Source organism: Streptomyces sp. NPDC048420 (assembly GCF_040651535.1).
Lineage (GTDB): Bacteria > Actinomycetota > Actinomycetes > Streptomycetales > Streptomycetaceae > Streptomyces.
Map to the genome: position 1 here is coordinate 82,029 of NZ_JBEZKG010000029.1, position 23,828 is coordinate 105,856.

At 70.1% G+C, this 23,828-nt stretch carries 21 protein-coding genes; 3 read left to right on the forward strand and 18 right to left on the reverse strand.

All coding sequences use genetic code 11. The annotated features are described in order from the left end of the window. Positions 1 to 74 precede the first annotated feature (74 nt). The 9 genes from AB0D34_RS39200 to AB0D34_RS39240 form a co-directional block, all read right to left on the reverse strand. Entirely contained in the window at positions 75 to 434 is a 360-nt protein-coding gene (locus AB0D34_RS39200; protein WP_362670941.1) for a hypothetical protein, read from the reverse strand. A 40-nt stretch (positions 435 to 474) separates the two neighbouring features. Further along, entirely contained in the window at positions 475 to 1,353 is an 879-nt protein-coding gene (locus tag AB0D34_RS39205) for a glycine betaine ABC transporter substrate-binding protein (RefSeq protein ID WP_362670943.1), read from the reverse strand. An 85-nt stretch (positions 1,354 to 1,438) separates the two neighbouring features. Then, positions 1,439 to 2,080 (reverse strand): hypothetical protein, encoded by a 642-nt coding sequence (locus AB0D34_RS39210; protein ID WP_362670946.1) that lies wholly within the window; start codon positions 2,078 to 2,080, stop codon positions 1,439 to 1,441. 330 nt (positions 2,081 to 2,410) lie between these two features. Then, positions 2,411 to 6,316 carry a WD40 repeat domain-containing protein gene (locus AB0D34_RS39215; RefSeq protein ID WP_362670948.1) on the reverse strand — a complete coding sequence of 1,302 codons (3,906 nt, stop codon included), beginning with the start codon at positions 6,314 to 6,316 and terminating at the stop codon, positions 2,411 to 2,413. Positions 6,317 to 6,472: 156 nt separating this feature from the next. Further along, complete coding sequence (locus AB0D34_RS39220) at positions 6,473 to 8,176, reverse strand: uroporphyrinogen-III synthase (protein WP_362670951.1); 1,704 nt, start codon at positions 8,174 to 8,176, stop codon at positions 6,473 to 6,475. Beyond that, entirely contained in the window at positions 8,173 to 9,132 is a 960-nt protein-coding gene (gene hemC / locus AB0D34_RS39225) for a hydroxymethylbilane synthase (protein ID WP_362670954.1), read from the reverse strand. Before hemC ends, AB0D34_RS39220 begins: the two co-directional genes overlap by 4 nt. Then, positions 9,129 to 10,841 carry a glutamyl-tRNA reductase gene (locus tag AB0D34_RS39230; protein WP_362670955.1) on the reverse strand — a complete coding sequence of 571 codons (1,713 nt, stop codon included), beginning with the start codon at positions 10,839 to 10,841 and terminating at the stop codon, positions 9,129 to 9,131. The genes hemC and AB0D34_RS39230 overlap by 4 nt, the downstream gene beginning before the upstream one ends. Beyond that, complete coding sequence (locus AB0D34_RS39235) at positions 10,838 to 11,611, reverse strand: redox-sensing transcriptional repressor Rex (RefSeq protein ID WP_362670957.1); 774 nt, start codon at positions 11,609 to 11,611, stop codon at positions 10,838 to 10,840. Before AB0D34_RS39235 ends, AB0D34_RS39230 begins: the two co-directional genes overlap by 4 nt. 209 nt (positions 11,612 to 11,820) lie before the next feature. Continuing rightward, positions 11,821 to 12,108: a glutaredoxin family protein gene (locus tag AB0D34_RS39240; RefSeq protein ID WP_362670960.1), complete on the reverse strand. Its 288-nt coding sequence runs from the start codon at positions 12,106 to 12,108 to the stop codon at positions 11,821 to 11,823. A gap of 94 nt (positions 12,109 to 12,202) precedes the next feature. On the opposite strand from AB0D34_RS39240, the gene AB0D34_RS39245 reads away from it, so the two are divergent. The 3 genes from AB0D34_RS39245 to AB0D34_RS39255 all read left to right on the forward strand — a co-directional run bounded on the left by AB0D34_RS39245 (position 12,203) and on the right by AB0D34_RS39255 (position 15,699). Next, the gene (locus AB0D34_RS39245) at positions 12,203 to 13,129 is read left to right on the forward strand and encodes an HAD-IB family hydrolase (protein WP_362670963.1); all 927 of its coding nucleotides are present in this window, start codon (positions 12,203 to 12,205) and stop codon (positions 13,127 to 13,129) included. A gap of 315 nt (positions 13,130 to 13,444) precedes the next feature. Continuing rightward, positions 13,445 to 14,218 carry an ECF subfamily RNA polymerase sigma factor, BldN family gene (locus AB0D34_RS39250; protein ID WP_362670965.1) on the forward strand — a complete coding sequence of 258 codons (774 nt, stop codon included), beginning with the start codon at positions 13,445 to 13,447 and terminating at the stop codon, positions 14,216 to 14,218. Between the two features lie 233 nt (positions 14,219 to 14,451). Beyond that, the gene (locus AB0D34_RS39255) at positions 14,452 to 15,699 is read left to right on the forward strand and encodes a DUF5667 domain-containing protein (RefSeq protein WP_362670968.1); all 1,248 of its coding nucleotides are present in this window, start codon (positions 14,452 to 14,454) and stop codon (positions 15,697 to 15,699) included. A gap of 234 nt (positions 15,700 to 15,933) precedes the next feature. On the opposite strand, the gene AB0D34_RS39260 is transcribed toward AB0D34_RS39255, so the two are convergent. From AB0D34_RS39260 to AB0D34_RS39300, 9 genes are all read right to left on the reverse strand, one after another. Further along, on the reverse strand, positions 15,934 to 16,986 hold the full coding sequence (locus AB0D34_RS39260) for a lysophospholipid acyltransferase family protein (RefSeq protein ID WP_362670971.1): 1,053 nt from the start codon (positions 16,984 to 16,986) through the stop codon (positions 15,934 to 15,936). A 14-nt stretch (positions 16,987 to 17,000) separates the two neighbouring features. After that, complete coding sequence (locus AB0D34_RS39265; protein ID WP_362670973.1) at positions 17,001 to 18,062, reverse strand: NAD-dependent epimerase/dehydratase family protein; 1,062 nt, start codon at positions 18,060 to 18,062, stop codon at positions 17,001 to 17,003. A gap of 234 nt (positions 18,063 to 18,296) precedes the next feature. After that, positions 18,297 to 18,395, reverse strand: a complete 99-nt coding sequence (locus AB0D34_RS39270) for an AURKAIP1/COX24 domain-containing protein (RefSeq protein ID WP_003948845.1) — start codon at positions 18,393 to 18,395, stop codon at positions 18,297 to 18,299. A gap of 177 nt (positions 18,396 to 18,572) precedes the next feature. Then, the gene (locus tag AB0D34_RS39275) at positions 18,573 to 18,782 is read right to left on the reverse strand and encodes a helix-turn-helix domain-containing protein (protein ID WP_016437488.1); all 210 of its coding nucleotides are present in this window, start codon (positions 18,780 to 18,782) and stop codon (positions 18,573 to 18,575) included. Between the two features lie 129 nt (positions 18,783 to 18,911). Next, complete coding sequence (locus AB0D34_RS39280; RefSeq protein WP_362670976.1) at positions 18,912 to 19,727, reverse strand: phosphatase; 816 nt, start codon at positions 19,725 to 19,727, stop codon at positions 18,912 to 18,914. Positions 19,728 to 19,893: 166 nt separating this feature from the next. After that, positions 19,894 to 21,066, reverse strand: coding sequence for an acetoin utilization protein AcuC (locus tag AB0D34_RS39285; protein WP_362670978.1), 1,173 nt, complete (start codon positions 21,064 to 21,066; stop codon positions 19,894 to 19,896). Continuing rightward, complete coding sequence (locus AB0D34_RS39290; RefSeq protein ID WP_362670980.1) at positions 21,017 to 22,228, reverse strand: MFS transporter; 1,212 nt, start codon at positions 22,226 to 22,228, stop codon at positions 21,017 to 21,019. Before AB0D34_RS39290 ends, AB0D34_RS39285 begins: the two co-directional genes overlap by 50 nt. A 66-nt stretch (positions 22,229 to 22,294) precedes the next feature. Then, positions 22,295 to 22,978 (reverse strand): VC0807 family protein, encoded by a 684-nt coding sequence (locus AB0D34_RS39295; protein ID WP_362670982.1) that lies wholly within the window; start codon positions 22,976 to 22,978, stop codon positions 22,295 to 22,297. 69 nt (positions 22,979 to 23,047) lie between these two features. Beyond that, on the reverse strand, positions 23,048 to 23,692 hold the full coding sequence (locus AB0D34_RS39300) for an HAD family hydrolase (RefSeq protein ID WP_362670984.1): 645 nt from the start codon (positions 23,690 to 23,692) through the stop codon (positions 23,048 to 23,050). Positions 23,693 to 23,828: the final 136 nt, after the last annotated feature.

A 23,828-nucleotide genomic window follows, 5' to 3' on the forward strand; every position in this document is an offset into this window, starting at 1 on the left:
ACGCTACGCCCGCCCCGGGGACACCTTTGCCGACGTCCTGTCGCAACGGGTCCCGGGGCGGGCGGTGGTCGTGTCTACGACTGGTGGTAGGTGAAGGTACGGCCGTTCTTGGACTTCGGGACGTACACCTGGTGCCAGGTCCAGCCGCCCGGGGGACGGACGTAGTGGAACTCGACCGAGCTGTTCGCCTGCCACCAGTAGTTCCAGGCCGTTGTGCAGCCGTTGGCCGGGACGTCCCAGAACCGGGAGTTGACCGAGTCGCCGTGGTCGTTGTCGCCGACGAGGAAGAACTTCAGGGCGGAGCCGTTGTCGTTGCAGATCTTGATCTGCACGTTGGCGGTGGCGGCGCTGGCCGTCGCGGGCGCCGCGAGGACACCCGTGGCGGATGCAACTGCGAGCGCGGCGATGGTGAGCTTTCTGCGGAGGTTGCCCATGTCGGGGGTGCCTTTCGCTTTCGGGGAGGGTGGGGAGGGCTCAGCCGAGCAGGCCGTTGGACCGCAGCCATGTCCGAGCCGTGCCGGACGGGGAGGCCCCGCCGTCGACGTCGGCGGCCAGTGCGGCCAACTGAGTCGTGGTGAGCCGGGAGTTGAGGCTGGCCAGGGCTTTGCTTGCGGCCAGATCCGCATAGGGGGCGCCGATGAGCGGGAAGACGTGCTCGGGCGGCAGGGCGTTCTTCGGATCGGTCAGCACGACCAGGCCGTCCCGGGTGATGACGGGGTCGGTGCCGTGCAGGACCAGGACGTCGGCGGTGGCCGAGGTACCGGTCTCGGTGAGGTGGGTGCCGTAGACCTTTTGCAGCGAGGCGGCCGACGGGGCGTCCGGATCGCCGGAGGCGGGGCCGCCGAGGGTGAGGCGGCCGGCGTTCGCGAGGTCGGCGAGGGTGCGCAGGCCGTGCTTGTGGGCGGTGGCCCGGGTGACCGCGAGGACGACGCCGTTCTGGGCCCGTGCGGGGGGCAGGGCGTCGATGCCGGGGGGCAGGGCCATGCTGAGGGTGGCGGCCATGTTGCCGGGCAGGGTCTGAGCCGCGGGCAGGGCGCGCAGAGTCGAGGTCTCGTAGGCGGGCGCGAGACCGATCCGACCCTCCGCCACGGCACGCGTGGTGTCCGCGGGCGAGGAGTAACGGGTGTTCGCCATACGCACCTTCACGCCCGCGTCGGCGAGCAGTTCGCCGTACAGGGCCGCAACGACCCGGCTCTCGGCCGAACCGTCGGTGCCGATCACCGTCGGCCCCACCTCGTCCGCGTAGGCGGTCGCACTGTTTCCCTTCGCCGCGCCGCCGCAGCCCGCGAGGAACAGCAGCGAACAGAGGGCGGCCGCGACGGCGGCACGCGGACGAAGACGACTGTCTGGCATCACGGAACACCACTTCTCGGTGGGGGCGGGCGGCCCGGCGCGGTCCGTTGCCCGGCGCCGGCCGCCCGCTGTCCTACGGGACGGTTCAGCAGTGGTGCGCGGCGCGCTCGGCGGACGTCATGGGCCTGTCCTTCATGGTGACGTAGCCGTTGTTGGGGTGGTCGCCGTCCCAGGCCGCCGCCTGGTAGTTGTTGATGTACCAGATGTAGTGGCCGTAGTAGCGCTTGCCGAAGTGGAACTCGTACCAGCCCTTGGCCTTCTGCTTGGCGGTGCCGCGCTCGAGCCAGCCCTTGTATCCGGGGCGGATGTTGACCGTCTTGGTGTCGGTGTCGGTGTGCGAGGTCGTCCAGGAGTGGGAGTACGAGGCCTCGACGGAGACCTTGTAGACCTTCCAGAACTCCATGCTCGCCTCGATCGAGACGCCGACCGTGTTCGTGGCGGAGGTCGTGTCCGACCAGCTGACGGTGCTGGGGTTGATCTCGTGAGCGCAGTTGTACGCGGGGGTGCCGATCACGTGGGCCGGGCCGGTGTACGCGGTGTAGCTCTGCGGGTGGAACTTGCACACGTCGGCCGAGCCGCAGCGCTGGAGGAGCTCCGCGATGGTGGGGCTGTTGGCGGCGTACGACTGCGGGGCGGCCATGAGGGAGGCGCCCAGCGCGAGGGCGGCGACGGCACCGGCACTTCGGGCGAGGCGGCGGGTGGGGGTGGTGCGGAGCGCGAATCGCATCGAATACTCCAGGGGAAAGTCGGCTTTCCATGACGTGGGAAAGCTCGGCTGACGAAAATCCGGTAACTGCTCTGCGCATTTGGATTTGCCGGCCCTCGGGGTGTGAGGGCCGGCACGGTGACCGCGCCACCGCCGAACCGGGGGGGAGTCGGCGGTGGAGCGGGCCGTTCGACATCCACTTTCGGAGCCTCGGAGTTGTTGATCAATGCAGGTCAGGGGAGTAAACAACGCGATCGGCGACTTTGCCGCCGGGTATGAAACGGCTGTGTGACACCACCTTCACGGCGAGGTTGCGCGGACGTGTCAGTGGGCCCTGGTGGCTGATCGGTGCTACCGAGTGGGCCGGTGACCCGGTCCGTTCGTGTCTCCGTGCGAGGACCGGGACGTGTTCCGGAGCGCCGACGGATTTCCCTCGGTCCGCTTTTCTCCGGACGCCGGCATTTCCGCTTTCCGGTTATCGCCGTAAGCCGCCCGCTTCTCACCCGGACCGACCCGGTTCTCGTCCGGCCGGTGTTCCGCCCGTGCCCGGGGCCCGGGATCGGGGGAGGCCAGGGGTGTCCCGTCGGCGGCGTCCGGCAGCACGGCCGCCGCCGAGGGTGCGCGAGTGGGCTCGTCGAGGCCGGGGCCGGCCTCGACCTGCGCGGACCCGTCGTCCGGGCCCGGCCCGTCACAGACGCGCCGATAGGACACTCCGGGAAGGTAGCGCCGCCACTCGGCGACGGTCAGGGGCCGGCCCGCGCGGGCACAGAGCCGGGCGGCGACCTGTGCGGGGCCGACCGGGTAGGCGCGGACGGAGACGTGCGGGCCGGCGGCCCAGAGGTAGCCGTCGAGGCCGAAGGCCAGCGAGTCGATCGCGTCGCCCGAGCCGGCCGGGCTGCCGCCCAGGGGCCGGTTCAGGTCGAGGTCCCACAGAGTCAGTGCTCCCGAGCCGTAGGCGATGGCGAGGGTGGTGCCGTCGGGGCTGAAGGCCAGGGCGGTGACGCGTGCGCAGGCCGCGCAGTCGGCGTCGGCGGCGGGCGCGGGGATCACGGCCCGCGGGACTCGGGCCGTTCCGGTGTCCCACACGGTGACCGTGCCGAAGGCCCCGCCCGTGGCCGTGTGCGTACCGCCGGCGCTGACCGCGAGGGCGTACGCCTGTCTTCCGTCGACGAACGCGGGGTGCGGGTCGGGTCCGTCGGGCGACAGGGCCATCCGGCTGCTGAAGCCGGTGGCCATGGCCTCCTTGACCACGGCCGCCCGATCGTCCGAGCGCGCCCACGGAAGCCCGTCCGAGGTGTCCCAGACCTGACCGACGAGGGAGCCCGCGGGCGTGCTCCAGCCGACCAGCAGCTTCCGGCCGCGCGCGGTGAGGACGATGGTGCGGGCCGTGGACCCGGCCGGACCCGTCACGTCGAAGGTGGTGGCCTTCCGGCCGGTCTGCGAGACGTCGCGTATCGCGAACCGTGTGGTGTGCACGGGCCCGGACACCGCTGCGGTGCCGTAGGCGATGCTGCGGCTGTCCGGACTGAAGGCCAGCAGCGGCCGGGAGGCCCCGAGGGGTTCGCGGTCCCGGCGGGGGATGGCCAGTTCGGCGACGACACGGGCGGAACGGGTCTCCTGGAGCCGCATCCGGTAACCGGCCCCGATCCGTTGCGCGGTGGCCAGGAGGCGGCCGTCCGGACTGAGCAGTACGGCGTCCACGGGTCGCTCGCGCCAGGGCGCTGCCAGGCCCGCGGCGAGGTCGAGGGAGTGCACGGTGCTGCCCGTCAGATAGCGCAGAGTCCTGTCGGCGGGGTCCCAGGCGAGGGCGGTGACGGAGCTCTGGGGCACCGGCCGGCGCAGCACCGGCAGCCTGGGCGCCGCGATCCGCCAGACCGTGACGCCGTCGGTGCCGGACGCGGCCAGGAACGCTCCGTCCGGCGTGAAGGCGAGGTGCCCGGTGACCGCCGCCCCGGCGAGGTCGGCGAGTCGTCGCCCGGTGGCCGTGTCCCAGACGCGGACGCCGGTGTCCGTGACCATGGCGAGCCGTCCGCCGTCCGCGCCGAAGGCGACGGTCGCCGAGGAGCAGCCCACCGGCCGGAGGGTCTCCCAGTCGCCTGGCCTGGTCACACCGCGGGCGGTGTCCCACACCTGCGGCGGCCGGTCCGGCCGGCAGACGGCCACCAAGCGGTCATCGGGCGAGGGGACGGGATAGGCGTCGCCCGCCGCCTCGAACAACGTCCTGCCGCCGTCGACCGCACGCAGCCGCACCTCGGGGTCCGGCCCGGAGTCCCGTACGACATAGCTGTGCCCGTCGGCCCCGAAGCCGAACACCCGGCCACCCGTCACGGGACGACCGGTACCGGTCCCCGCGGTCAGGTGCCACAGGCGCCCACCGACGGTCAGAAGGGTCCGGCCCGCCGGGTCCGCCTCGGCCACCCGGCCGTCCGGCAGCGGACCCGATCCGGTGGGGCGGTGTGTGGCCACGTCCCAGGAGGACCAGGTACCGGTCCCCGCAACCAGCAGGGTGCGGCCGGAGTCGACGAGGAAGGCACGGTCGTGGTCACCGAGCACCGGCCCGGTCAGGATGTCGTCCTCGGGTTCGGCGAGTGTGCCGATCAGGGCCGCGCGGCTGACCGGGGAGGGGGCGAGCCGCCAGGCGGCGACGCTGAGCAGGGCGGCGGTACGGGGATCGACCGACTGGGTCTGGGCGGCGAGAGCGGCGGCTTCCAGGGCCGTGGCGCGGACGTTCTCCAGGTCGGCCGTGTGGCTGCGCTGCCAGGCGATCTGCGCGGCGAGAAGCGCGCCCACCACGACGGCGGTGCACCCTACCGCCAGTGACCGCATCCGCCGTCGTGTCCGCCTCGCCTTCCAGTGCTCCATGGAGTCGGCGACCCGAGAGGCACTGAGGAAGGCCCGCTCCCGCCCGGTGAGGTCCTGGTCGCTGGTTCCCCGGTCGAACAGCTGGTCGGCGATGGCGAGATGGGTTCCCCGGTAGAGGCTGCCGGGGTCGTGGTCGCGCTCCTTCCACAGCCGCGCGGCCTCGCTGAGTCGCCGGTGCTCGCGCAGCCGTTCCCGGTTCGTCTCGATCCACCCCTGGAGCCGCGGCCAGTGGGTGATCAGGGCCTCGTGGGTGAGTTCGACGTTTGCCTCGTCCAGGATGACCAGCCGGGCGCGGGCGAGCCGGTCGAGGACGACGGGCAGCTCGGGATCGGGCCACTCGCGCAGATCGTCGCGGCTGACCGGGCGACGGGTGTCGGCGCTGCCCTCGCCGGGGGTGATGAGCGCCAGCAACAGTCGACGGGCGGTGGCGGCCTGGACGGGCGAGAGACCGCCGTAGACCTCCTCGGTGGCCGCGGCGATCGCGCCGTGGATGCCGCCCGCCGCCTCGTACGCGGCCAGCGTCAGAACACCGCTGGTCCGTCTCCGCCAGGTCTCCCGCAGGGCCTGCGAGAGCATCGGCAGCGCGCCGGGCCGGTCCGTGGCCTCCTCGACGATCCGGGCGGTGAGCTCCCGCTCCACCCGCAGCCCCGCCGCCGTGGCCGGCCTGACCACCGCCTCCTGCAACTCCGCCCGGCTCATGGGGCGCACGGCCAGGGCGTTGTGTCGCAGTACGTCGGCCAGACCGTCGTGCTGCACGCACCGGGGGTGGAAGCTGCCGCCCACCGCGATCACCACGCGCAGCCGGCTCGCCGGGTCCCGGGCGGCCAGGAGGCGGTCCACGAACCGCCAGCGGTCGGCCCGGTCCCGGCACAGCGTGAAGATCTCCTCGAACTGGTCCACCACCACGAACCGTTCCGGCCCGTCCGGCGGCGGGTCGAGCAGCCGCTCGTGGGTGGCGGCGGGCCGGGGCCCCGGCGTGATCAGCCGGAGTTCCGTATCGCAGGCCCGCTCCCGCATCAGGTCTTCCAGACGCGGGAGCAACCCGGCCCGCAGAAGTGAGGACTTCCCGCTGCCCGAGATGCCGTGCAGCACCGCGAACCGGTGGTCCAGCACCAGCCGCAACGCGTCCTCGACCAACCGGTCCCGGCCGAAGAACAGGTCCCGGTCCCCCGGCTCGAACCTCGCCAGCCCCTGATAGGGCGAGTCCCCCTCGTCGCTCCCCTGCGGCGCCGCCTCCTCGGCGACGGCCTCCCGACGGCGCTCCCACTCGTCCGGATCCGCTCCACAGGCCTGTGCGTAAGCCCTCTCTGCGCAGCGACCGCAAGGCGCGCGCGAAGTTCTGCACGGGCCCGGCGTCGGGGTCGACCGGTCGTTCTGGACGGCCCAAGACGCCACCTCACCTCAGGGCACACACAGGCCCAGCAAGACTCAGCAAGCGATTTCCTTGCACTTTAAAGTATTGGGCCAAAGTATAGGCGGCGCCCGCGATGCCCTTGTCATCGCCGACGCCGCCCGGGTCCGCTGTGTCTCGAAGGTGGTCCTTGGCCCGACTCAGGTGGTACGACGCCGCCTGGCCCCCGGCCGCCGCTCACTCGGCCGCGTGACGGGATCCCCCGCCTCCAGCGCGGCAGCACGCCGCCGCAGCCCGAAGTCGGCCAGCGCCTCGGCCAGCTTGTGCACGGACGGCTCGGGAGCCATCACGTCCACCCGCAGCCCGTGCTCCTCGGCGGTCTTGGCCGTGGCGGGACCGATACACGCGATCACGGTCACGTTGTGCGGCTTCCCGGCGATACCCACCAGGTTCCGCACCGTCGACGACGACGTGAAGAGAACGGCGTCGAACCCGCCCCCCTTGATCGCCTCCCGCGTCTCCGCCGGCGGCGGCGAAGCACGCACGGTCCGGTAGGCGGTGACGTCGTCGACCTCCCACCCGAGCTCGATGAGCCCGGCGACCAGCGTCTCGGTGGCGATGTCGGCCCGCGGCAGGAACACCCGGTCGATCGGGTCGAAGACAGGGTCGTACGGCGGCCAGTCCTCGAGCAGGCCCGCGGCCGACTGCTCACCACTCGGCACCAGGTCGGGCTTCACACCGAACGCGATCAGCGCCTTGGCGGTCTGCTCACCCACCGCCGCGACCTTGATACCGGCGAAGGCCCGCGCGTCGAGCCCGTACTCCTCGAACTTCTCCCGAACAGCCTTGACGGCATTGACCGAGGTGAAGGCGATCCACTCGTAGCGCCCGGTGACCAGCCCCTTGACCGCCCGCTCCATCTGCTGGGGCGTTCTCGGCGGCTCGACGGCGATGGTCGGCACCTCGTGCGGCACGGCCCCGTAGGACCGCAGCTGGTCGGAGAGCGACGCCGCCTGCTCCTTCGTACGCGGCACGAGAACCTTCCAGCCGAACAGCGGCTTGTTCTCGAACCACGACAGCTGGTCGCGCTGCGCGGCGGCAGACCGCTCACCGACCACGGCTATCACCGACCGCCCGCCCTCGGGCGAGGGCAGCACCTTGGCCTGCTTGAGCGTCTGGGCGATGGTGCCCAGGGTCGCGGTCCAGGTGCGCTGGCGCGTGGTGGTACCGGCGAGGGTGACCGTCATCGGCGTATCGGGCTTGCGCCCGGCCGCGACGAACTCCCCGGCGGCGGCGCCCACGGAGTCCAGGGTCGTCGACACGACCACCGTCCCGTCCGACGCCCCCACCTCCGTCCAGCACCGGTCGGAGGCCGTGCGCGCGTCGACGAACCGCACGTCCGCGCCCTGCGCGTCCCGCAGCGGCACACCGGCGTAGGCGGGCACGCCTACGGCGGCGGCCACACCGGGCACGACCTCGAAGGGCACGCCCGCACGGACGCAGGCCAGCATCTCCTCGGCGGCGTACGCGTCGAGCCCGGGGTCCCCGGACACCGCACGCACGACCCGCCTGCCGCCCCGCGCGGCCTCCATGACAAGATGTGCCGCATCCCGTACAGCGGGGACAGGAGCGGTTGTTGACGTGCCGTCAACGACTGTCAGTTGGGGCGCGCCCGTGCCCGGAACCGGAGTCGAAGGCGACTCCGTGTCCGTGTTCACGACAGCGACGCCCGAACGAGCGTGGACGCGTACGACGTCGAGCACTTCATGCCCGGCGACGAGGACGTCCGCGTTCGTGAGCGCCTCCACGGCGCGCAGAGTCAGTAGTCCCGGATCTCCGGGTCCGGCACCGAGGAAGGTGACGTGCCCGTGTTCAGGACCGGCGGGAAGGGTGGTGGGGCTCACTGTGCTCGCTCCCCCATCAGACCGGCCGCGCCCTGGGCAAGCATGCCGGCCGCGAGTTCACGGCCGAGCGCCATTGCTTGGTCGTACGTCTCGGGCACGGGACCGGTGGTGGACAACTGCACCATGCGCGAGCCGTCGGTCGTGCCGACGACGCCCCGCAGGCGCATTTCCTTGACAATCTGCCCGTCGGCCAGCAGGTCGGCCAGCGCGCCCACAGGGGCGGAGCAGCCGGCCTCCAGGGCGGCGAGCAGTGACCGCTCGGCGGTCACGGCGACCCGCGTGAACGGGTCGTCGAGCTCGCCGAGCGCTGCGATCAGGTCCGCGTTGTCCGCGGTGCACTCGATCGCGAGTGCTCCCTGGCCGGGAGCGGGCAAAACCGTGTCGACCGACAGGAAGTCGGTCACTTCGTCGATACGGCCGATGCGCTGCAGCCCTGCCGCAGCCAGCACCACCGCGTCCACTTCACCATCGCGCACGAACCGCATCCGGGTGTCGATGTTCCCCCGGATCGCAACCGTCTCGATATCAAGTCCGTGCGCACGGGCGTACGCGTTCAACTGCGCTGCCCGACGGGGCGAACCGGTACCGATCCGGGCGCCGCGGGGCAGGTCGGTGAACTTCAGGGCGTCCCGGGCGACAAGGACGTCACGCGGGTCCTCACGCTCGGGTACGGCGGCCAGCGCCAGCTCGTCCGGCTGCCCGGTCGGCAGGTCCTTCAGCGAGTGCACCGCGAAGTCGACCTCCCCCTTGAGCAGGGCCTCCCGCAGCGCGGTCACGAACACACCCGTGCCGCCGATCTGCGCGAGCGCCTCCCTGGACACATCGCCGTACGTGGTGATCTCGACGAGCTCGACGGGCCGCCCGGTCACCTGGCTCACGGCGTCCGCCACCTGCCCGGACTGGGCCATGGCGAGCTTGCTCCGCCTGGTCCCGAGCCGTAGCGCCTTGGTACTCATGCCGACCCTCGGCCTTCCTCATCGGTGGTGCTGTCCTCGGCACGGGAGACGGCGGCCACCGTCTCGGGGTCGAGGTCGAACAGAGTCCGCAACGCATCGGCGTACCCGGCCCCGCCGGGCTCGGCCGCGAGCTGCTTGACCCGTACGGTCGGCGCGTGCAGCAGCTTGTCGACCACGCGCCGCACGGTCTGCGTGATCTCCCCGCGCTGCTTGTCGTCGAGCCCCGGCAGCCGCCCGTCGAGCCGGGCGATCTCACCGGCGACGACATCGGCGGCCATGGTCCGCAGGGCCACGACGGTGGGCGTGATGTGCGCCGCCCGAAGCGCGGCCCCGAAGGCGGCGACCTCATCGGCGACGATACGACGCACCTGGTCGACGTCGGCCGCCATGGGAGCGTCCGCCGAAGCCTCGGCCAGCGACTCGATGTCCACGAGCCGCACCCCGCCGAGCCGGTGCACGGCGGCGTCGATGTCCCGCGGCATGGCGAGATCGAGCAGGAAGAGCGAGGGCGTGGGCCGCGGAATCTCGGCGACAGGCTCCGGCTTACGCCGCTCGGGCACCCGCCCGATGACAGCGGCGGTGGCGGCGAGCGCGGCGATCGTGTCGGCTTCCTGGGCGGGATCGACGACAGCGACGGATCCCTGCGGCCGGGGCGCGTTGTCCACCCAGGCGGCATGCTGCTCCAGCTCGGAGGCGGCCATCCCGGCAACGGCGGCTTCCCCGAGCACGGAGAAACCGGCGGTGGCGGGCACGGGGGCGAGGTCGAGCGGACAGTTTTCTTCGGGCTCGGCCAGACCGCGGGCAGATGTGCCGCCTGGGGCGGCACGGGTGGGCGCGGGCGGCACCTCGCCAGCGCCGAGTTGCGCGTCCCACCCCCGCCCGGCCGCAACAGCCTCAGCAGTCAGAACAAGCCCAGTGGCCCCCGTACAAGACACCACAACATCGGCACGTGTCAGCTCGTCCGACACCGATTCCATCGGTACCGCACGGGCAACCACGTCCGTATCGGAGGCACCCTCGTTGAGGATCTCCACCAGCCGCGAGGCCCGCTCAGCGGTCCGGTTGGCGATCACGATCTCCGAGACACCCACCCGCGCCAGCGTCGCCGCCGCCAGCGAGGACATCGACCCGGCCCCGATGACCAGCGCCTTCTTACCGAGAGCCCAGTCCTGCACAGCCGTACCCGAAGCCAACTGCTCCAGCCCGAACGTCACCAGCGACTGCCCGGCCCGGTCGATCCCGGTCTCGGAGTGCGCCCGCTTCCCGACCCGCAACGCCTGCTGGAAGAGATCGTTCAGCAACCGCCCAGCAGTGTGCAGCTCCTGCGCCCGGGCAAGCGAGTCCTTGATCTGCCCGAGGATCTGCCCCTCCCCGACAACCATGGAGTCGAGCCCACAGGCCACGGAGAACAGATGGTGGACGGCCCGGTCCTCGTAATGCACGTACAGATAGGGAGTGAGCTCGTCCAGCCCCACCCCACTGTGCTGAGCGAGCAGCGTCGACAGCTCGGCCACCCCCGCGTGGAACTTGTCCACGTCGGCGTACAGCTCGATCCGGTTGCAGGTGGCCAGCACCGCGGCCTCCGCGGCCGGCTCCGCCGCGACCGTGTCCTGGAGCAACTTCACCCGCGCATCGACATGCAGCGCCGCCCGCTCCAGCACGCTGACCGGTGCGCTGCGGTGACTCAGCCCGACGACGAGGAGACTCATGCCGGCATCACGGCGGGTACGTCCCCGTCGGGCCCTTTGTCGGCGGAGGCGGAGTCACCACGGCCCGCGGCGACCGGACCGGCGCCGTCGGCACCGGCGGCGGCCTCCTCACCGGCCTTGCGCTGCTCGTGGAAGGCGAGGATCTGCAGCTCGATGGAGAGGTCGACCTTGCGCACGTCGACGCCGTCCGGCACGGACAGCACGGTCGGCGCGAAGTTCAGGATGGAGGTGACCCCGGCGGCCACGAGCCGGTCGCACACCGGCTGGGCGGCACCCGCGGGAGTCGCGATGACACCGATGGACACGCCGTTGTCCTCGATGATCTTTTCCAGGTCGTCCGAGTGCTGCACCGGAATCCCCGCGACGGGCTTGCCCGCCATCGCCGGATCGGCGTCGATCAGCGCGGCGACCCGGAATCCACGCGACGCGAACCCGCCGTAGTTGGCGAGAGCGGCGCCGAGGTTACCGATACCGACGATCACAACCGGCCAGTCCTGGGTGAGCCCCAGCTCACGCGAGATCTGGTAGACGAGATACTCGACGTCGTAGCCGACACCGCGCGTTCCGTAAGAACCCAGGTAGGAAAAATCCTTGCGCAGCTTGGCGGAGTTGACCCCCGCAGCGGCCGCGAGCTCCTCGGAGGAGACCGTGGGTACCGAGCGCTCCGACAGTGCGGTCAGCGCGCGGAGGTACAGCGGAAGCCTGGCGACGGTGGCCTCGGGAATTCCTCGGCTACGGGTCGCCGGTCGGTGAGTTCGGCCAGTTGCCACGGTGCTCCTGCGGGTAGAGCGGGGCTGTAGGCGGTCATGCGTCCCCAGACCGCCCCGTCGAATGCAGGCTATGTCTTTGTGAACGCGTGCACAAAGATGGTGTCCGATTTGCCCGGCCAACGTGACCGGGGTCACGCGCGTCTCTCCTGGAGGCAAAACCGCACACTTCCCTCAATAATCCCGCCCCCGAGACCAACTCGCCATCGATCCTAAGCGGTCAGGGCCCGGCGGAGGCGATCCTCGTTCACACGCCAGAAAGTGTGCTGCTCCCCGTCGACGAGCACCACCGGGATCTGCTCCCAGTACTGATCGTGGAGTTGAGGATCCTCCTCGATGCTCTTCTGCTCCCAGGGAACCCCGAGATCTCCACACACCTTCTCGATCACGGACTGTGCGTCATCACACAGATGACAGCCCGGCTTGCGGATCAGAGTGACGAGCCGTTCACCGGGAGACCTGGCCGCCCTGCGGCCGAATAGGGGACTCATGACGCCCATTCTCGCCCCTGTTTAACGGTGCGGTCGCGGAGTGTTCACACCCTTCAAACCTCGCGACTCCGGAACCACCGAACAGACTGGCTATGCTCACGCCATGGCCGCTCTCGGATGGCTCACTCCCCGTAGGCGCTCCGCCACGGCGCGAAGCGTGTTGGCAGGCGAAGCCTCGGCGGAGGCAGCCCGCAAGTCCTCCCAGGAGACCGAGGACACCTCCGGTGCGGAACCGGAGTCGCAGTTCCCGGTCCTGGGCGACGACAAGGCCGCCGCCTTCTTCGACCTGGACAACACCGTGATGCAGGGCGCCTCCCTCTTCCACTTCGGCCGCGGCCTGTACAAACGGAAGTTCTTCGAGACCCGCGACCTCGCCAAGTTCGCCTGGCAGCAGGCGTGGTTCCGGCTGGCCGGCTTCGAGGACCCCGAACACATGCAGGAGGCCCGCGACTCGGCCCTCTCCATCGTGAAGGGGCACCGCGTCGCCGAGCTCCAGTCGATCGGCGAGGAGATCTACGACGAGTACATGGCCGAGCGCATCTGGCCGGGCACCCGCGCGCTCGCCCAGGCCCACTTGGACGCGGGCCAGAAGGTGTGGTTGGTCACAGCGGCACCGGTGGAGATCGCCCAGGTGATCGCGCGACGGCTCGGCCTCACCGGCGCGTTGGGCACGGTGGCGGAGTCCGTGGACGGCGTCTACACCGGCAAGCTGGTCGGCGAACCGCTGCACGGCCCCGCGAAGGCGGAGGCGGTCCGCGCCCTGTCCGCGGCGGAGGGCCTCGACCTCTCCCGCTGCGCCGCGTACAGCGACAGCCACAACGACATCCCGATGCTCTCCCTGGTCGGCCACCCCTACGCGATCAACCCGGACACCAAGCTCCGCAAGCACGCACGGCAACTGGACTGGCGTCTACGTGATTACCGCACCGGCAGGAAGGCCGCGAAGGTCGGCATCCCCGCGGCGGCGGGCGTAGGAGCGGTGGCGGGCGGCACAGCGGCGGCGATCGCCCTGCACAAGCGCCGTCGGTAACCAGGCAAACACACCAATCCACGGGTTTTACCGGCGTAACCCCGTGTGCAGCGACATTGGCTGCACACGGCCACAACACGCCCTGTTCACTGACAGAACGCGACCGTTTTCGATCAACAACCGGTCACTCTGCGGTACTTGATGGGACCCCAATCGGTTACAGAAGCGACGTAATCGATGAATAGAGCAACTGGGTGTAGCAGGGCCTGCACTAAGCGTTATTCTCCTCAGACGCAATCCGGTACCCCTTCCGTCGCTACGACGGGTGAACGGTCCCGCACTGCACGTGATGGAAGCTCTGCCTCTGGGAGTCCCGTGTACCCACACGTCGGGGTTGACGCCTCGGGCCTGGCTACGCTGCGCGCAACGGTCCAAGACCTGTTGCGCGGCTTCGTCCCCACCGCGTACGCCGTCCCCGCCCTCGCCGTAGCCACGGCACCGATCGGCCCGTGCTACGCACTGGCCGAAGGTTCCGCGGCCGTCGGCAGACGACGGCGTCCGACCGGTGCCGCAACGGCCCGCCGTCCGGCCGCGGACAGCGACAGCGCCCGCATGATGGACCTGGTCGAACGCGCCCAGGCCGGCGAGGCCGACGCCTTCGGCCGCCTGTACGACCAGTACAGCGACACGGTGTACCGGTACATCTATTACCGGGTAGGAGGTAAGGCCACCGCCGAAGACCTGACGAGCGAGACGTTCTTGCGCGCGCTCAGGAGGATCGGCACGTTCACCTGGCAGGGCCGCGACTTCGGCGCCTGGCTCGTCACGATCGCGCGCAACCTCGTCGCCGACCACTTCAAGTCCAGCCGGTTCCGGCTCGAGGTCACCACCGGCGAGATGCTCGACGCCAACGAGGTCGAGCGTTCCCCGGAGGACTCCGTCCTGGAGTCCCTCTCCAACGCCGCGCTGCTCGACGCCGTCCGCCGGCTCAACCCGCAGCAGCAGGAGTGCGTGACCCTCCGTTTCCTCCAGGGCCTCTCGGTCGCCGAGACCGCCCGGGTGATGGGCAAGAACGAGGGCGCCATCAAGACCCTCCAGTACCGGGCCGTCCGCACCCTGGCCCGGCTCCTCCCGGACGACGCCCGCTGAGAGCGCACGCCCGGTAACCATCAACTCGCTCTCGGTGAAAGTCCGTTGACTCCCCGATCCGATCATCCGCAGTCCGTAACCCAAGTGCCGCGCCGCTCGTTGTGCGGGATGCAGGCTCCCTGTGGTCACTCCCTGGCCGACATCGATCACCCGATCGTGTGCTTGTGGTCAGGGCGTGCAACCCTCAGGACCCCCTGGGGAGTCGACCGTCATGACGAGAGGAGGTGCCGCCAGTGATCGCGAACGTATCGGCGCACCGGCGGGCGAACGCCTTCGCCCAGGCCCTGGAGGAGCAGTCCGACCGGGACGCGGCGGCCGAGCAGTCCGAAGGACACCCGCCGGCCGAGCAGTCCGAAGGACACCCGCCGGCCGCTGCGGAACACCCCGATCCGGACCGTCTGTTGGCCCTCGCGGAGTGTCTCGGCGAGCTGCCCAGGCCTGAGCTGGACCCCGAGGTCAAGGTCGTCCAGCGAGCCCAGCTGGTGGCCGCGATGGAGGCCATGCTGCTGGCAGGCGACGGGGCGGAACCCGCGGTCCCCGAGCAGCGCTCCCATCGGGCGGGGGGCGCCCACCGGGCGAGTCCGCTCGGGAAACTGCGACCGCGCTCCCGGCTCACCAAGGGGCTGGCCGCAGGCGGCCTGAGCGTGTCGGTCGCGGCCGGAGCGTTCGGCGGAGTCGCCGCGGCCAGCTCGGACGCCCTGCCCGGGGACTCCCTGTACGGCCTCAAGCGCGGCATCGAGGACTTCAAGCTCAACCACCTGTCCGACGGCGACGACGAGCGCGGTGTCGCCTACCTCGACCAGGCCTCCACCCGGCTGAGCGAGGCCAGGCGGCTGATGGAGCGCGGCCGGGGCGGTCACCTCGACCACGAGTCCGTGGGCGAGATCCGCCGCGCCCTGTCCGGTATGCAGCACGACGCCTCCGAGGGCCACCGCCTGCTGCACGAGTTGTACGAGCGCGATCCGAACTCCCTGGGCCCCATCCAGGCCCTCGACAGCTTCTCGCGCTCGCACCGCGAGGCCTGGGGCGCGCTGCGTGAGCGCCTGCCCGTGCAGCTCGGCGATGTCAGCGACCAGGTGACCGAGGTCTTCGACGCCATAGACGAAGAGGTCGCCCCGCTCCAGTCCCTGCTCCCCGAGCCCCCGGCTCAGAGCGGCAGCAAGGGCGGCGGTCAGCGGCAGGGCGGCTCCGGCTCGGCGTCCTCGGACACCTCGACCGGTTCCGGCCGCTCTTCAGCCCCGGGCACCGGCGGCTCCGCCGAGGACAACGGCGGCGGCAACCCCAGCAAGTCGGCCAGCTCCGACAGTACGGACGACGGCCTGCTCGGCGGCAACACCGGCGGCCTCCTCGACCCCCCGAAGGACACCGGCAGCACCACCCCGACCTCCCCGTCCCCCTCCGCCGACCCGGACGTCACGGTCCCACCCCTCCTCCCGGGCCTCCTCCCGGGCCTGGGCATCAACGCCGAGGACGCGAACTAGCCTTTCCAGTACGACGGTGGGGGCGCCCTTCCTGCGAAGGGCGCCCCCACCGTCGTACAACGAACAACCTCAGAAGAACACCGACCTCCGCTGCACCAAAAGCTTGGCCCCTCCTGTCTGCTGCCCTCGCACTGCTGCGCAGGCTTCGGACAACCGCGCCGGACTCCGTCCAGCGGCTCCACGGCCGGGGCGCTCTCACCGCCTGCCGGCCGGCAACCACCTCTGCCAGTCGGCTCAGAAGAACACCGACCGCCGCTGCACCAGCAACTTGTACAGCGTGTGCTGGATCTGTTCCCTCACCTGGTCGGTCAGGTTGAACATCAGCATCGGGTCCTCGGCGGCCTCCGGCGGATAGCCGTCCGTGGGGATCGGCTCGCCGAACTGGATGGTCCACTTCGTGGGGAGCGGGACCGCGCCCAGGGGGCCCAGCCACGGGAAGGTCGGCGTGAGCGGGAAGTACGGGAAGCCCAGGAGGCGGGCCAGCGTCTTCGCGTTGCCGATCATGGGGTAGATCTCCTCCGCGCCCACGATCGAGCACGGAATGATCGGCGTGCGTTGGCGCAGGGCCGTGGAGACGAAGCCGCCCCGGCCGAACCGCTGGAGTTTGTAGCGCTCGCTGAACGGCTTGCCGATGCCCTTGAAACCCTCCGGCATCACACCGACCAGTTCCCCGCGCCCCAGCAGCCGCTCGGCGTCCTCCGCGCAGGCGAGGGTGTGACCGGCCTTGCGGGCCAGCTCGTTGACCACCGGCAGCATGAACACCAGGTCCGCCGCGAGCAACCGTAGATGACGGTTCGCGGGGTGCTGGTCGTGGACGGCGACCTGCATCATCAGCCCGTCCAGCGGCAGCGTCCCGGAGTGGTTGGCGACGATCAGCGCGCCACCCTCCGCCGGGATGTTCTCGACGCCCTTCACCTCGACCCGGAAGTACTTCTCGTACACCGGCCGCAGCAGGGACATCAGGACCTGGTCGGTGAGTTCCTCGTCGTACCCGAAGTCGTCGACCTCGTAGTCCCCGGTGAGCCGGCGGCGCAGGAAGCTGAGACCCCCGGCGATCCGTCGCTCCAGACCGCCTTCGTCGTTCGCCTGCTGCGGCGGCTGTTCCTCACGCGTCACAGGAACATCATCCTGCGCGGAAGCCCTGCTGGGCAGGGGCTGGACCTCACGGACCAGCGCGGGCTCGGGGCCCTTGCGCCGGCTCCCCGCGTTCCGGCGCCGCTGCGGCCGCTGTACGGCACCCGCGCGGGACCGGTCGTCGTCGAACGGAATGACCTTGGCGTCCGCCATCGTTGATGCGCTCCTCAGTTGGCGCTCTGCGTCGGTGGGTGGCCGCCACCCACGAGGGGCAGCGCGGCGATCCGGTCGACGGCCCCCGCGAGGGCCTCCGGCGGCAGCAGCCCGGCACCCTGGCTGCGCGCGAAGTCCGCGAAGGTCTCCGCCGTCGTGTACTTCGGCCGGAATCCGAGCGTCTCGCGCATCTGGACCGTCGACACGACCCGGCCGTGGGTGAGCAGCCGGATCTGCTCGGGCGAGAAGTCCGTCATCCCCAGCGTACGGACCAGCGACCCGGCCCAGGTGACGGCCGGCAGCAGCAGGGGCACGGTGGGCCGCCCGAGCCGCCGGGAACACTGCGACAGCAACAGGACCCCGTCGCCCGCGATGTTGAAGGTGCCGCTGTTGAGCGTGCCCCGCTCCGGCTCGTGCGAGGCGATCCTGAGCACCTCGATCACGTCGTCCTCGTGCACGAACTGCAGCCGGGGGTCGTACCCGAACACGGTCGGCAGCACCGGCAGCGCGAAGTACGAGGCCAGCGGGGTGTCCGCCGTCGGCCCCAGGATGTTCGCGAACCTGAGCACACACACGGCCACGTCGGGGCGGCGCCGCGCGAACCCCCGCACATACCCCTCGACCTCGACCGCGTCCTTGGCGAAACCGCCGGAAGGCAGGGACTTGGGCGGAGTGGTCTCCGTGAACACGGCCGGATCACGGGGCGCCGAGCCGTACACGTTCGTACTGGACTTCACCAAGAGCCGCCTCACGTTCGGCGACTTCTGACACGCTCCGAGCAGCTGCATGGTGCCGATGACGTTGGTCTCCTTGACCGTGGTCCGGCTGCCACTGCCCAGCGCCATCGCCGTCACATCCAGGTGTACGACGGTGTCGGCGGCCGTCTCGGCCAGGACCCGTGCGATACCGGGCTGCCTGATGTCCGCCTGGACGAATTCGGCACCGCCCAGATGATGCTCGGGCGCGACCGCGTCCACGGCGATCACCCGGTCCACCTGCGGGTCACGCTGGATGCGTCGTACGAACCGGCCCCCCAGCTGTCGGGCCACCCCGGTCACGAGCACGACCTTTCCCAAGATCAGCGCCTTCCTTCCAGCCGTCGTCCCAGCCTGGTGCCGCCCTGATACAGCACTGGTCCTGTGCCGCGTTCCCCGTGTGCCGCCAACTTAGCGGGTCGATGTTGCGCTGTGATGACCGCCCACTGCACGAGGTGACGACATCCAGCCCACCGGCCCTGCCCTCCACACGCGTGTGGCCCCCCACCGGCTTTGGGTGGGGGGCCACAGACACGCTGCTTGCGCGGCGTCGCCTTACTTCTTGTTGCGACGCTGAACGCGCGTGCGCTTGAGCAGCTTGCGGTGCTTCTTCTTAGCCATCCGCTTGCGCCGCTTCTTGATAACAGAGCCCACGACTACCCTCGCTCACTTCTCATCACTCGGCGTTGGGCGCCATGGGCCCATACGACCTACGAGGGGCTAGCCTACCCGTCCGAGCGCTGAGGTCGTAATCGAGGTGAACCGGGGAGATCACACAGGGGGTCCGCGAGTGCCCTGAGGCCCCCTGTGAGCTCCCCGGAACCGTCGCCGTCAGGCTGTCTCCACCCCCACGTAGCTCTCGCGGAGGTACTCGTGAACCGCGTTCTCGGGGACGCGGAAGGACCGCCCCACCCTGATCGCGGGCAGATGACCGCTGTGCACCAGCCGGTACACGGTCATCTTCGACACTCGCATCACCGAGGCGACTTCCGCCACGGTAAGGAACTGAACCTCGCTCAGAGGCCTCTGTTCAGCAGCCATGACACACCTGAACCTTCCGCACTCGACGGCCACCGGCTTCCCCTTCCGGTGACTCTTCGTCGCTGCGTGCTCACTCCCCAATGTAGGGGCGGGTGATGCAAGTGGGGAAGAGGTGCACCCATCGGCGGCCTACTGTGACAGACACGCTCGATTGAGTACGTAGCGGGTCAGCGGCAGGTAGTAATCAGACCGCACAGCGTCATCAAGTGGAACGACGACGGACACGGCCCCCTCGGCCTCCCCCACAAAGAGCGCGGGGTCATCCGTATCCGCGAGCCCAATGGCCTCAAACCCCAGCTGACCTGCTCCGCAGACCCAGCCGTGATCCCCGACCACGAGTTCGGGAAGCGGCCCGCCGCTCTCCGCCGCGGCCGCCAGCACGGTACGAACCGGGAGCGGTGAATGCGTGTGCGCGCCGGTCTCACAACCGGAGCTCTCCGCGTCCGGCGCCCGCACGAGCGCGACTCCTCGTACGTAGTCAAGGTTGTACGTACGTAGACCGAACCGGGTCGTTATGTCGACACGGCGACCATGCGCAGGGGTGAGGACGGTACATCCCGCCGCCGAGAGCGCGTCCGCGAGGGCAGCGTAGAACCCGAGCAGTCGGTGCGGATGCCCGGTCCCGAGGAGCACGGCCCCGCTGCGCTGGGCAACTGCCGCGAGCCGTTCCGCGAAGGCGTCGAGCGCGACGAGCGTTCGTTCAGGATCGATCACATCCCGGCCAGTTGTAAGCCTTGGATCACCCGAAACCCCACACTTATCCGCCATCAGCCCGATCAAATCCCGCTCATTCCATACCCACTCGGGATCAATCCCGATCAGCACCCGAGGATCCCGAGCCGCGAACAACCGATAACTCCGCAGACTCTCCTCCCGCGAGGTGGCCACGGGCCCGGCGAGACGAGCGGCCAGCAGATGGGCGCGGAGGGCACCGGTGCTCAACACGGGAGTGATGGTGCCGGATGGGAGACGGGGGTGCGTGGGGAACAGAGATCTACCGCACAGTTGGAGTAACGCGGCCTGCATGCGCCCCAGGGGCGCGGGGAACTGCGCGACCAGCCACAACGCACCCGCAGCCGCCACACAACCCCACCCGGCACCCCGCAACGCGCTACGCCAACAACCCCCGCAACGGAAACACCGCCCGCCGAGTAGCCAACACAGCCTGATCCAGCCGATCCGCAGGGTCGTACCCCGCATCCCACTCCGCATAGGACACCGGCCACCGCCCATCAGTCATCCGCGCGGGCGCCAACTGCCGAGTCCGCGCGAACACCTCCTGCCGCCACCCCTCAGGAATCACCGCCTCCGGCTCAATCGCCCGCCCCGCCGCGATCGCCACCAGATGCGTCCAGGACCGCGGCACGACATCCACCACGGCATACCCCCCACCCCCGAGCGCGATCCACTTCCCCCCGGCATGGGAGTGCGCCAGCTCATGACAGGCCACCTGCACAGCCCGCTGAGCGTCCAACGACACCGCGAGATGAGCCAGCGGATCCTCGAAGTGCGTATCCGCCCCGTGCTGCGTCACCAACACATCCGGCTGGAAGTCGGCGATCAGCTCCGGCACCACCGCATGGAACGCCCGCAACCACCCCGCATCCCCCGTCCCCGCCGGCAACGCCACGTTCACGGCGCTGCCCTCGGCCGAGTCCGCTCCGGTCTCCTCGGGCCACCCGGTCTGCGGAAAAAGCGTCCGAGGATGCTCGTGCAACGAGATCGTCAGCACCCGGGGATCCTCCCAGAACGCCGCCTGCACCCCGTCCCCGTGATGCACGTCGACATCCACATAGGCGACCCGCGACGCCCCCAGCTCCAGCAACCGCGCGATGGCGAGCGAGGCGTCGTTGTAGATACAGAACCCGGACGCGCCCCCTGGCATCGCATGATGCAGCCCACCCGCGAAGTTCACCGCGTGCAGCGCGTCCCCGCGCCACACGGCCTCCGCGGCCCCGACCGACTGTCCGGCGATCAGCGCGGACACCTCGTGCATCCGCTGGAAGGCCGGATCGTCCACCGTCCCCAGGCCGTACGACTGGTCGGCCGCCCCGGGATCCACGGAAGCCGCCTTCACGGCCTCGACGTAGTCCTCCCGGTGCACGAGTCGCAGCGTCGACTCTCCGGCCGCCTTCGCCGCCACGACCTCCACGTCCCGGTCCAGCCCGAAGGCGTCCACCAGTCGCCGGGTCAGATCGAGCCGGACCGGATCCATCGGATGGTCCGGACCGAAGTCATAGCCCGTTACTGCCTCGTCCCACATCAGCTGTGCGCGGCCGCTCATGCCCGCCACCGTATCGGTCCGGTTGAGCGGCGAACGACTTGGCGTACAGAAGCGTCACCAGCACCAACACCATCGGCACGAGCATGGCCCCGCGATAGCTCCACGCGTCCCCCAAGGCCCCCACCAACGGCGAACCGACCAGAAACCCCACGTAGTTGAAGACATTGAGCCGAGCCACCGCCGCATCCGACGCCCCCGGGAACAGTCGCCCGGCCGCCGCGAAGGTCTGCGGCACCAGCACGCAGAGCCCCATCCCCAGCAGCGTGAACCCGAGCATCCCGACCCACGCCCCGGGCGCCACGGCCACCACCGCGAACCCCCCGGCCGCCACCAGCGCCCCCAGCCGTACGACCGTCGCCGCCCCGAACCGCCGTACCCCGAAGTCCCCGACGGCCCGCCCGATCAGCGTGGTCACCATGTACACGTTGTACGGCACGGTGGCGAGCTGCTCCGAGCTCCCGAGCACGTCCTGCAGATACTTGGCACTCCAGTTGGAGACGGTGGAGTCCCCGATGTACGCGAAGGTCATCACCAGACACAGCGGCAGCAGCAACTTGAAGACGATCGGCTCCCCACCCTCCGCCTTCTCCTCCACGGCGGTGCCGTCCCCGTCGACGTACCAGCGACTCCCCACCAGACACAGCGGCAGCAGCACCACCACGACCGGCAGATAGGACACCCACAACGACAGATGCCAGTGCGCCCCCACCCAGGCGAGCGAGGCCCCCACGATCCCGCCGAGGCTGAACACCGCGTGGAAGCTGAGCATGATGCTGCGCCCGTACGCCCGCTGGAGACTCACCCCGAGCATGTTCATCGACGCGTCGAGCATGCCGACAGCGAGCCCGAAGGCGGCGAGCGAGACCCCCAGCTCGACCGTCGAGTCCCCGGCCCCCACCCCGAGCAGCGCCAGGAGCACCACGGGCTGGGCGAACCGCAGCAACCGACTGGGCCGGATCCGCTTCACCAGCTGCTCGGTCGAGACGCTTCCGACCCCGGCGAGGATCGGCACGGCGGCCAGGAAGGCCGGCAGCAGCGCGTCGGAGACGCCGTACCGGTCCTGGATGGCGGGGATCCGCGTCACCAGCAGAGCAAAGGCGACACCTTGCGCGAAGAAGCTGAACGCCAGCGAGGCCCTACCGCGCCGCAGCACATCTGTCATGGCGGCGAGCGTAGGGCCCCAGCGTACTCGTGGGTAGATCCAGCCAAAGATGAATTTCCCTCAGCTTTAGCGGGCGAGGGCGACTTCGGGCCGCACAGGGGCGCCGGCCTTGGTCTCGGCCATCAGCATCGCGGCCATGGGTCCGGCACCGATGGCCCCGCTGACCAGGAACGCCACCGCCATCGACACCACCATGACCACGGACCCGAGCCACACCATCGTGTCCACGGGCAGGGTGTACGCCCCCACGACCCGCAGCACGCACTCCGCCAGCAGGACGACCCCCCACACCACGGAGAACCGCCGCTCGGCCCGCCGGAAGTCCGCCGACCCGTCCAGGAGCCGCGCCCAGGCAGCCTCCCGCTCCGCGATCCCCTTCACCAGCCAGGGCTTCATCCCCGCGGTCATCATCGGCTTCCCCAGCGCCACGGAGACAAGGACGCCGATCCCGATCACACTGCTGACCCCACTGTCCTTGGCGAGCATCAGCCGCGGATCACCGGCGACGAAGCTGAGCAGCAGCCCCACGACGTTGACGACGAGGATGAGGGCGGCGAGCCCGTTGACCGTCCGCTCCTTCACCACGCTCCACCCGGTCCGCACCGCGGGCACGACACTGCTGAGGCCCAGCGCCATCAGCGTGCTCATCCCGAGCCCGTCCTTGAGCAGGTAGTACGCCCCGATCGGCACTGCCACGTCCACGATCAGGGGAACCAGGTTCGCACGCTTCGAGTTCGTCTTCGTCGTCATGCCTTCAGCTTCTCGTCCGGCGAGTGGACGCCAGTAGAAACGATCGTCCAGACCTCGGCATGACAAATGTCAGACGATCAGATCCGCCAACTCACCCATGTCGGAGAAGAGTTGAGTGGCCCCCTTGAGCTTGTCGGCGGACGTCATGGCGGTGAACCCGTACACGTCCATCCCGGCCGCATTGGCCGCCTGGACCCCCAGCGGACTGTCCTCGACCACCACACACCGCCCGGGCTCGACTCCCATCCGCTCAGCGGCGTACAAGAACAGATCCGGAGCCGGCTTCCCTCGTCCCACATCCTCCGAACTGAATATCCGCCCGTCCTCGAACCACCGGTCCAACCCGGCCGCCCGATGCCCCACCCGGATCCGCTCATGACTTCCGGAGGACGCGACACAGTACGGCACCCCATCCGCGGCGAGCTTCTCCAGTACGCCGCTGACGCCGGCCACGGCCTTCAACTCCCGCTCGAACGCGGCGAAGACCCGCGCATGGAAGACGTCGTCGAAGTCCTCCGGCAGCCGCCGCCCGGTCCGCTCCAGGACGAGGTCATGGATCCGGTGCATGGCAGAGCCCATGTAGTCCCGGATGGAGTCCTCGTAGGAGGTCGGATGCCCGAGCTCCGTCAAATAGGCGGCCAGGTGCCGATTGGAGATCGGCTCACTGTCGACGAGGACACCGTCGTTGTCGAAGATGACGAGGTCATAGCGCATGGCATTGACCCTAAACGACCCTGAACGCAGAAAACCCCCGCGCCGAATGGCACGGGGGTTTTCTCAATAATTGTTCGGCGGTGTCCTACTCTCCCACAGGGTCCCCCCTGCAGTACCATCGGCGCTGTAAGGCTTA

What these genes read in the sequence shown, in the direction of transcription:
- AB0D34_RS39200 (WP_362670941.1), bottom strand. Translation starts at nt 434, where the DNA reads ATGGGCAACCTCCGCAGAAAGCTCACCATCGCCGCGCTCGCAGTTGCA.
- AB0D34_RS39205 (WP_362670943.1), bottom strand. Translation starts at nt 1,353, where the DNA reads ATGCCAGACAGTCGTCTTCGTCCGCGTGCCGCCGTCGCGGCCGCCCTC.
- AB0D34_RS39210 (WP_362670946.1), bottom strand. Translation starts at nt 2,080, where the DNA reads ATGCGATTCGCGCTCCGCACCACCCCCACCCGCCGCCTCGCCCGAAGT.
- hemC (WP_362670954.1), bottom strand. Translation starts at nt 9,132, where the DNA reads ATGAGTACCAAGGCGCTACGGCTCGGGACCAGGCGGAGCAAGCTCGCC.
- AB0D34_RS39230 (WP_362670955.1), bottom strand. Translation starts at nt 10,841, where the DNA reads ATGAGTCTCCTCGTCGTCGGGCTGAGTCACCGCAGCGCACCGGTCAGC.
- AB0D34_RS39240 (WP_362670960.1), bottom strand. Translation starts at nt 12,108, where the DNA reads ATGGGCGTCATGAGTCCCCTATTCGGCCGCAGGGCGGCCAGGTCTCCC.
- AB0D34_RS39245 (WP_362670963.1), top strand. Translation starts at nt 12,203, where the DNA reads ATGGCCGCTCTCGGATGGCTCACTCCCCGTAGGCGCTCCGCCACGGCG.
- AB0D34_RS39260 (WP_362670971.1), bottom strand. Translation starts at nt 16,986, where the DNA reads ATGGCGGACGCCAAGGTCATTCCGTTCGACGACGACCGGTCCCGCGCG.
- AB0D34_RS39275 (WP_016437488.1), bottom strand. Translation starts at nt 18,782, where the DNA reads ATGGCTGCTGAACAGAGGCCTCTGAGCGAGGTTCAGTTCCTTACCGTG.
- AB0D34_RS39285 (WP_362670978.1), bottom strand. Translation starts at nt 21,066, where the DNA reads ATGAGCGGCCGCGCACAGCTGATGTGGGACGAGGCAGTAACGGGCTAT.
- AB0D34_RS39290 (WP_362670980.1), bottom strand. Translation starts at nt 22,228, where the DNA reads ATGACAGATGTGCTGCGGCGCGGTAGGGCCTCGCTGGCGTTCAGCTTC.
- AB0D34_RS39295 (WP_362670982.1), bottom strand. Translation starts at nt 22,978, where the DNA reads ATGACGACGAAGACGAACTCGAAGCGTGCGAACCTGGTTCCCCTGATC.
- AB0D34_RS39300 (WP_362670984.1), bottom strand. Translation starts at nt 23,692, where the DNA reads ATGCGCTATGACCTCGTCATCTTCGACAACGACGGTGTCCTCGTCGAC.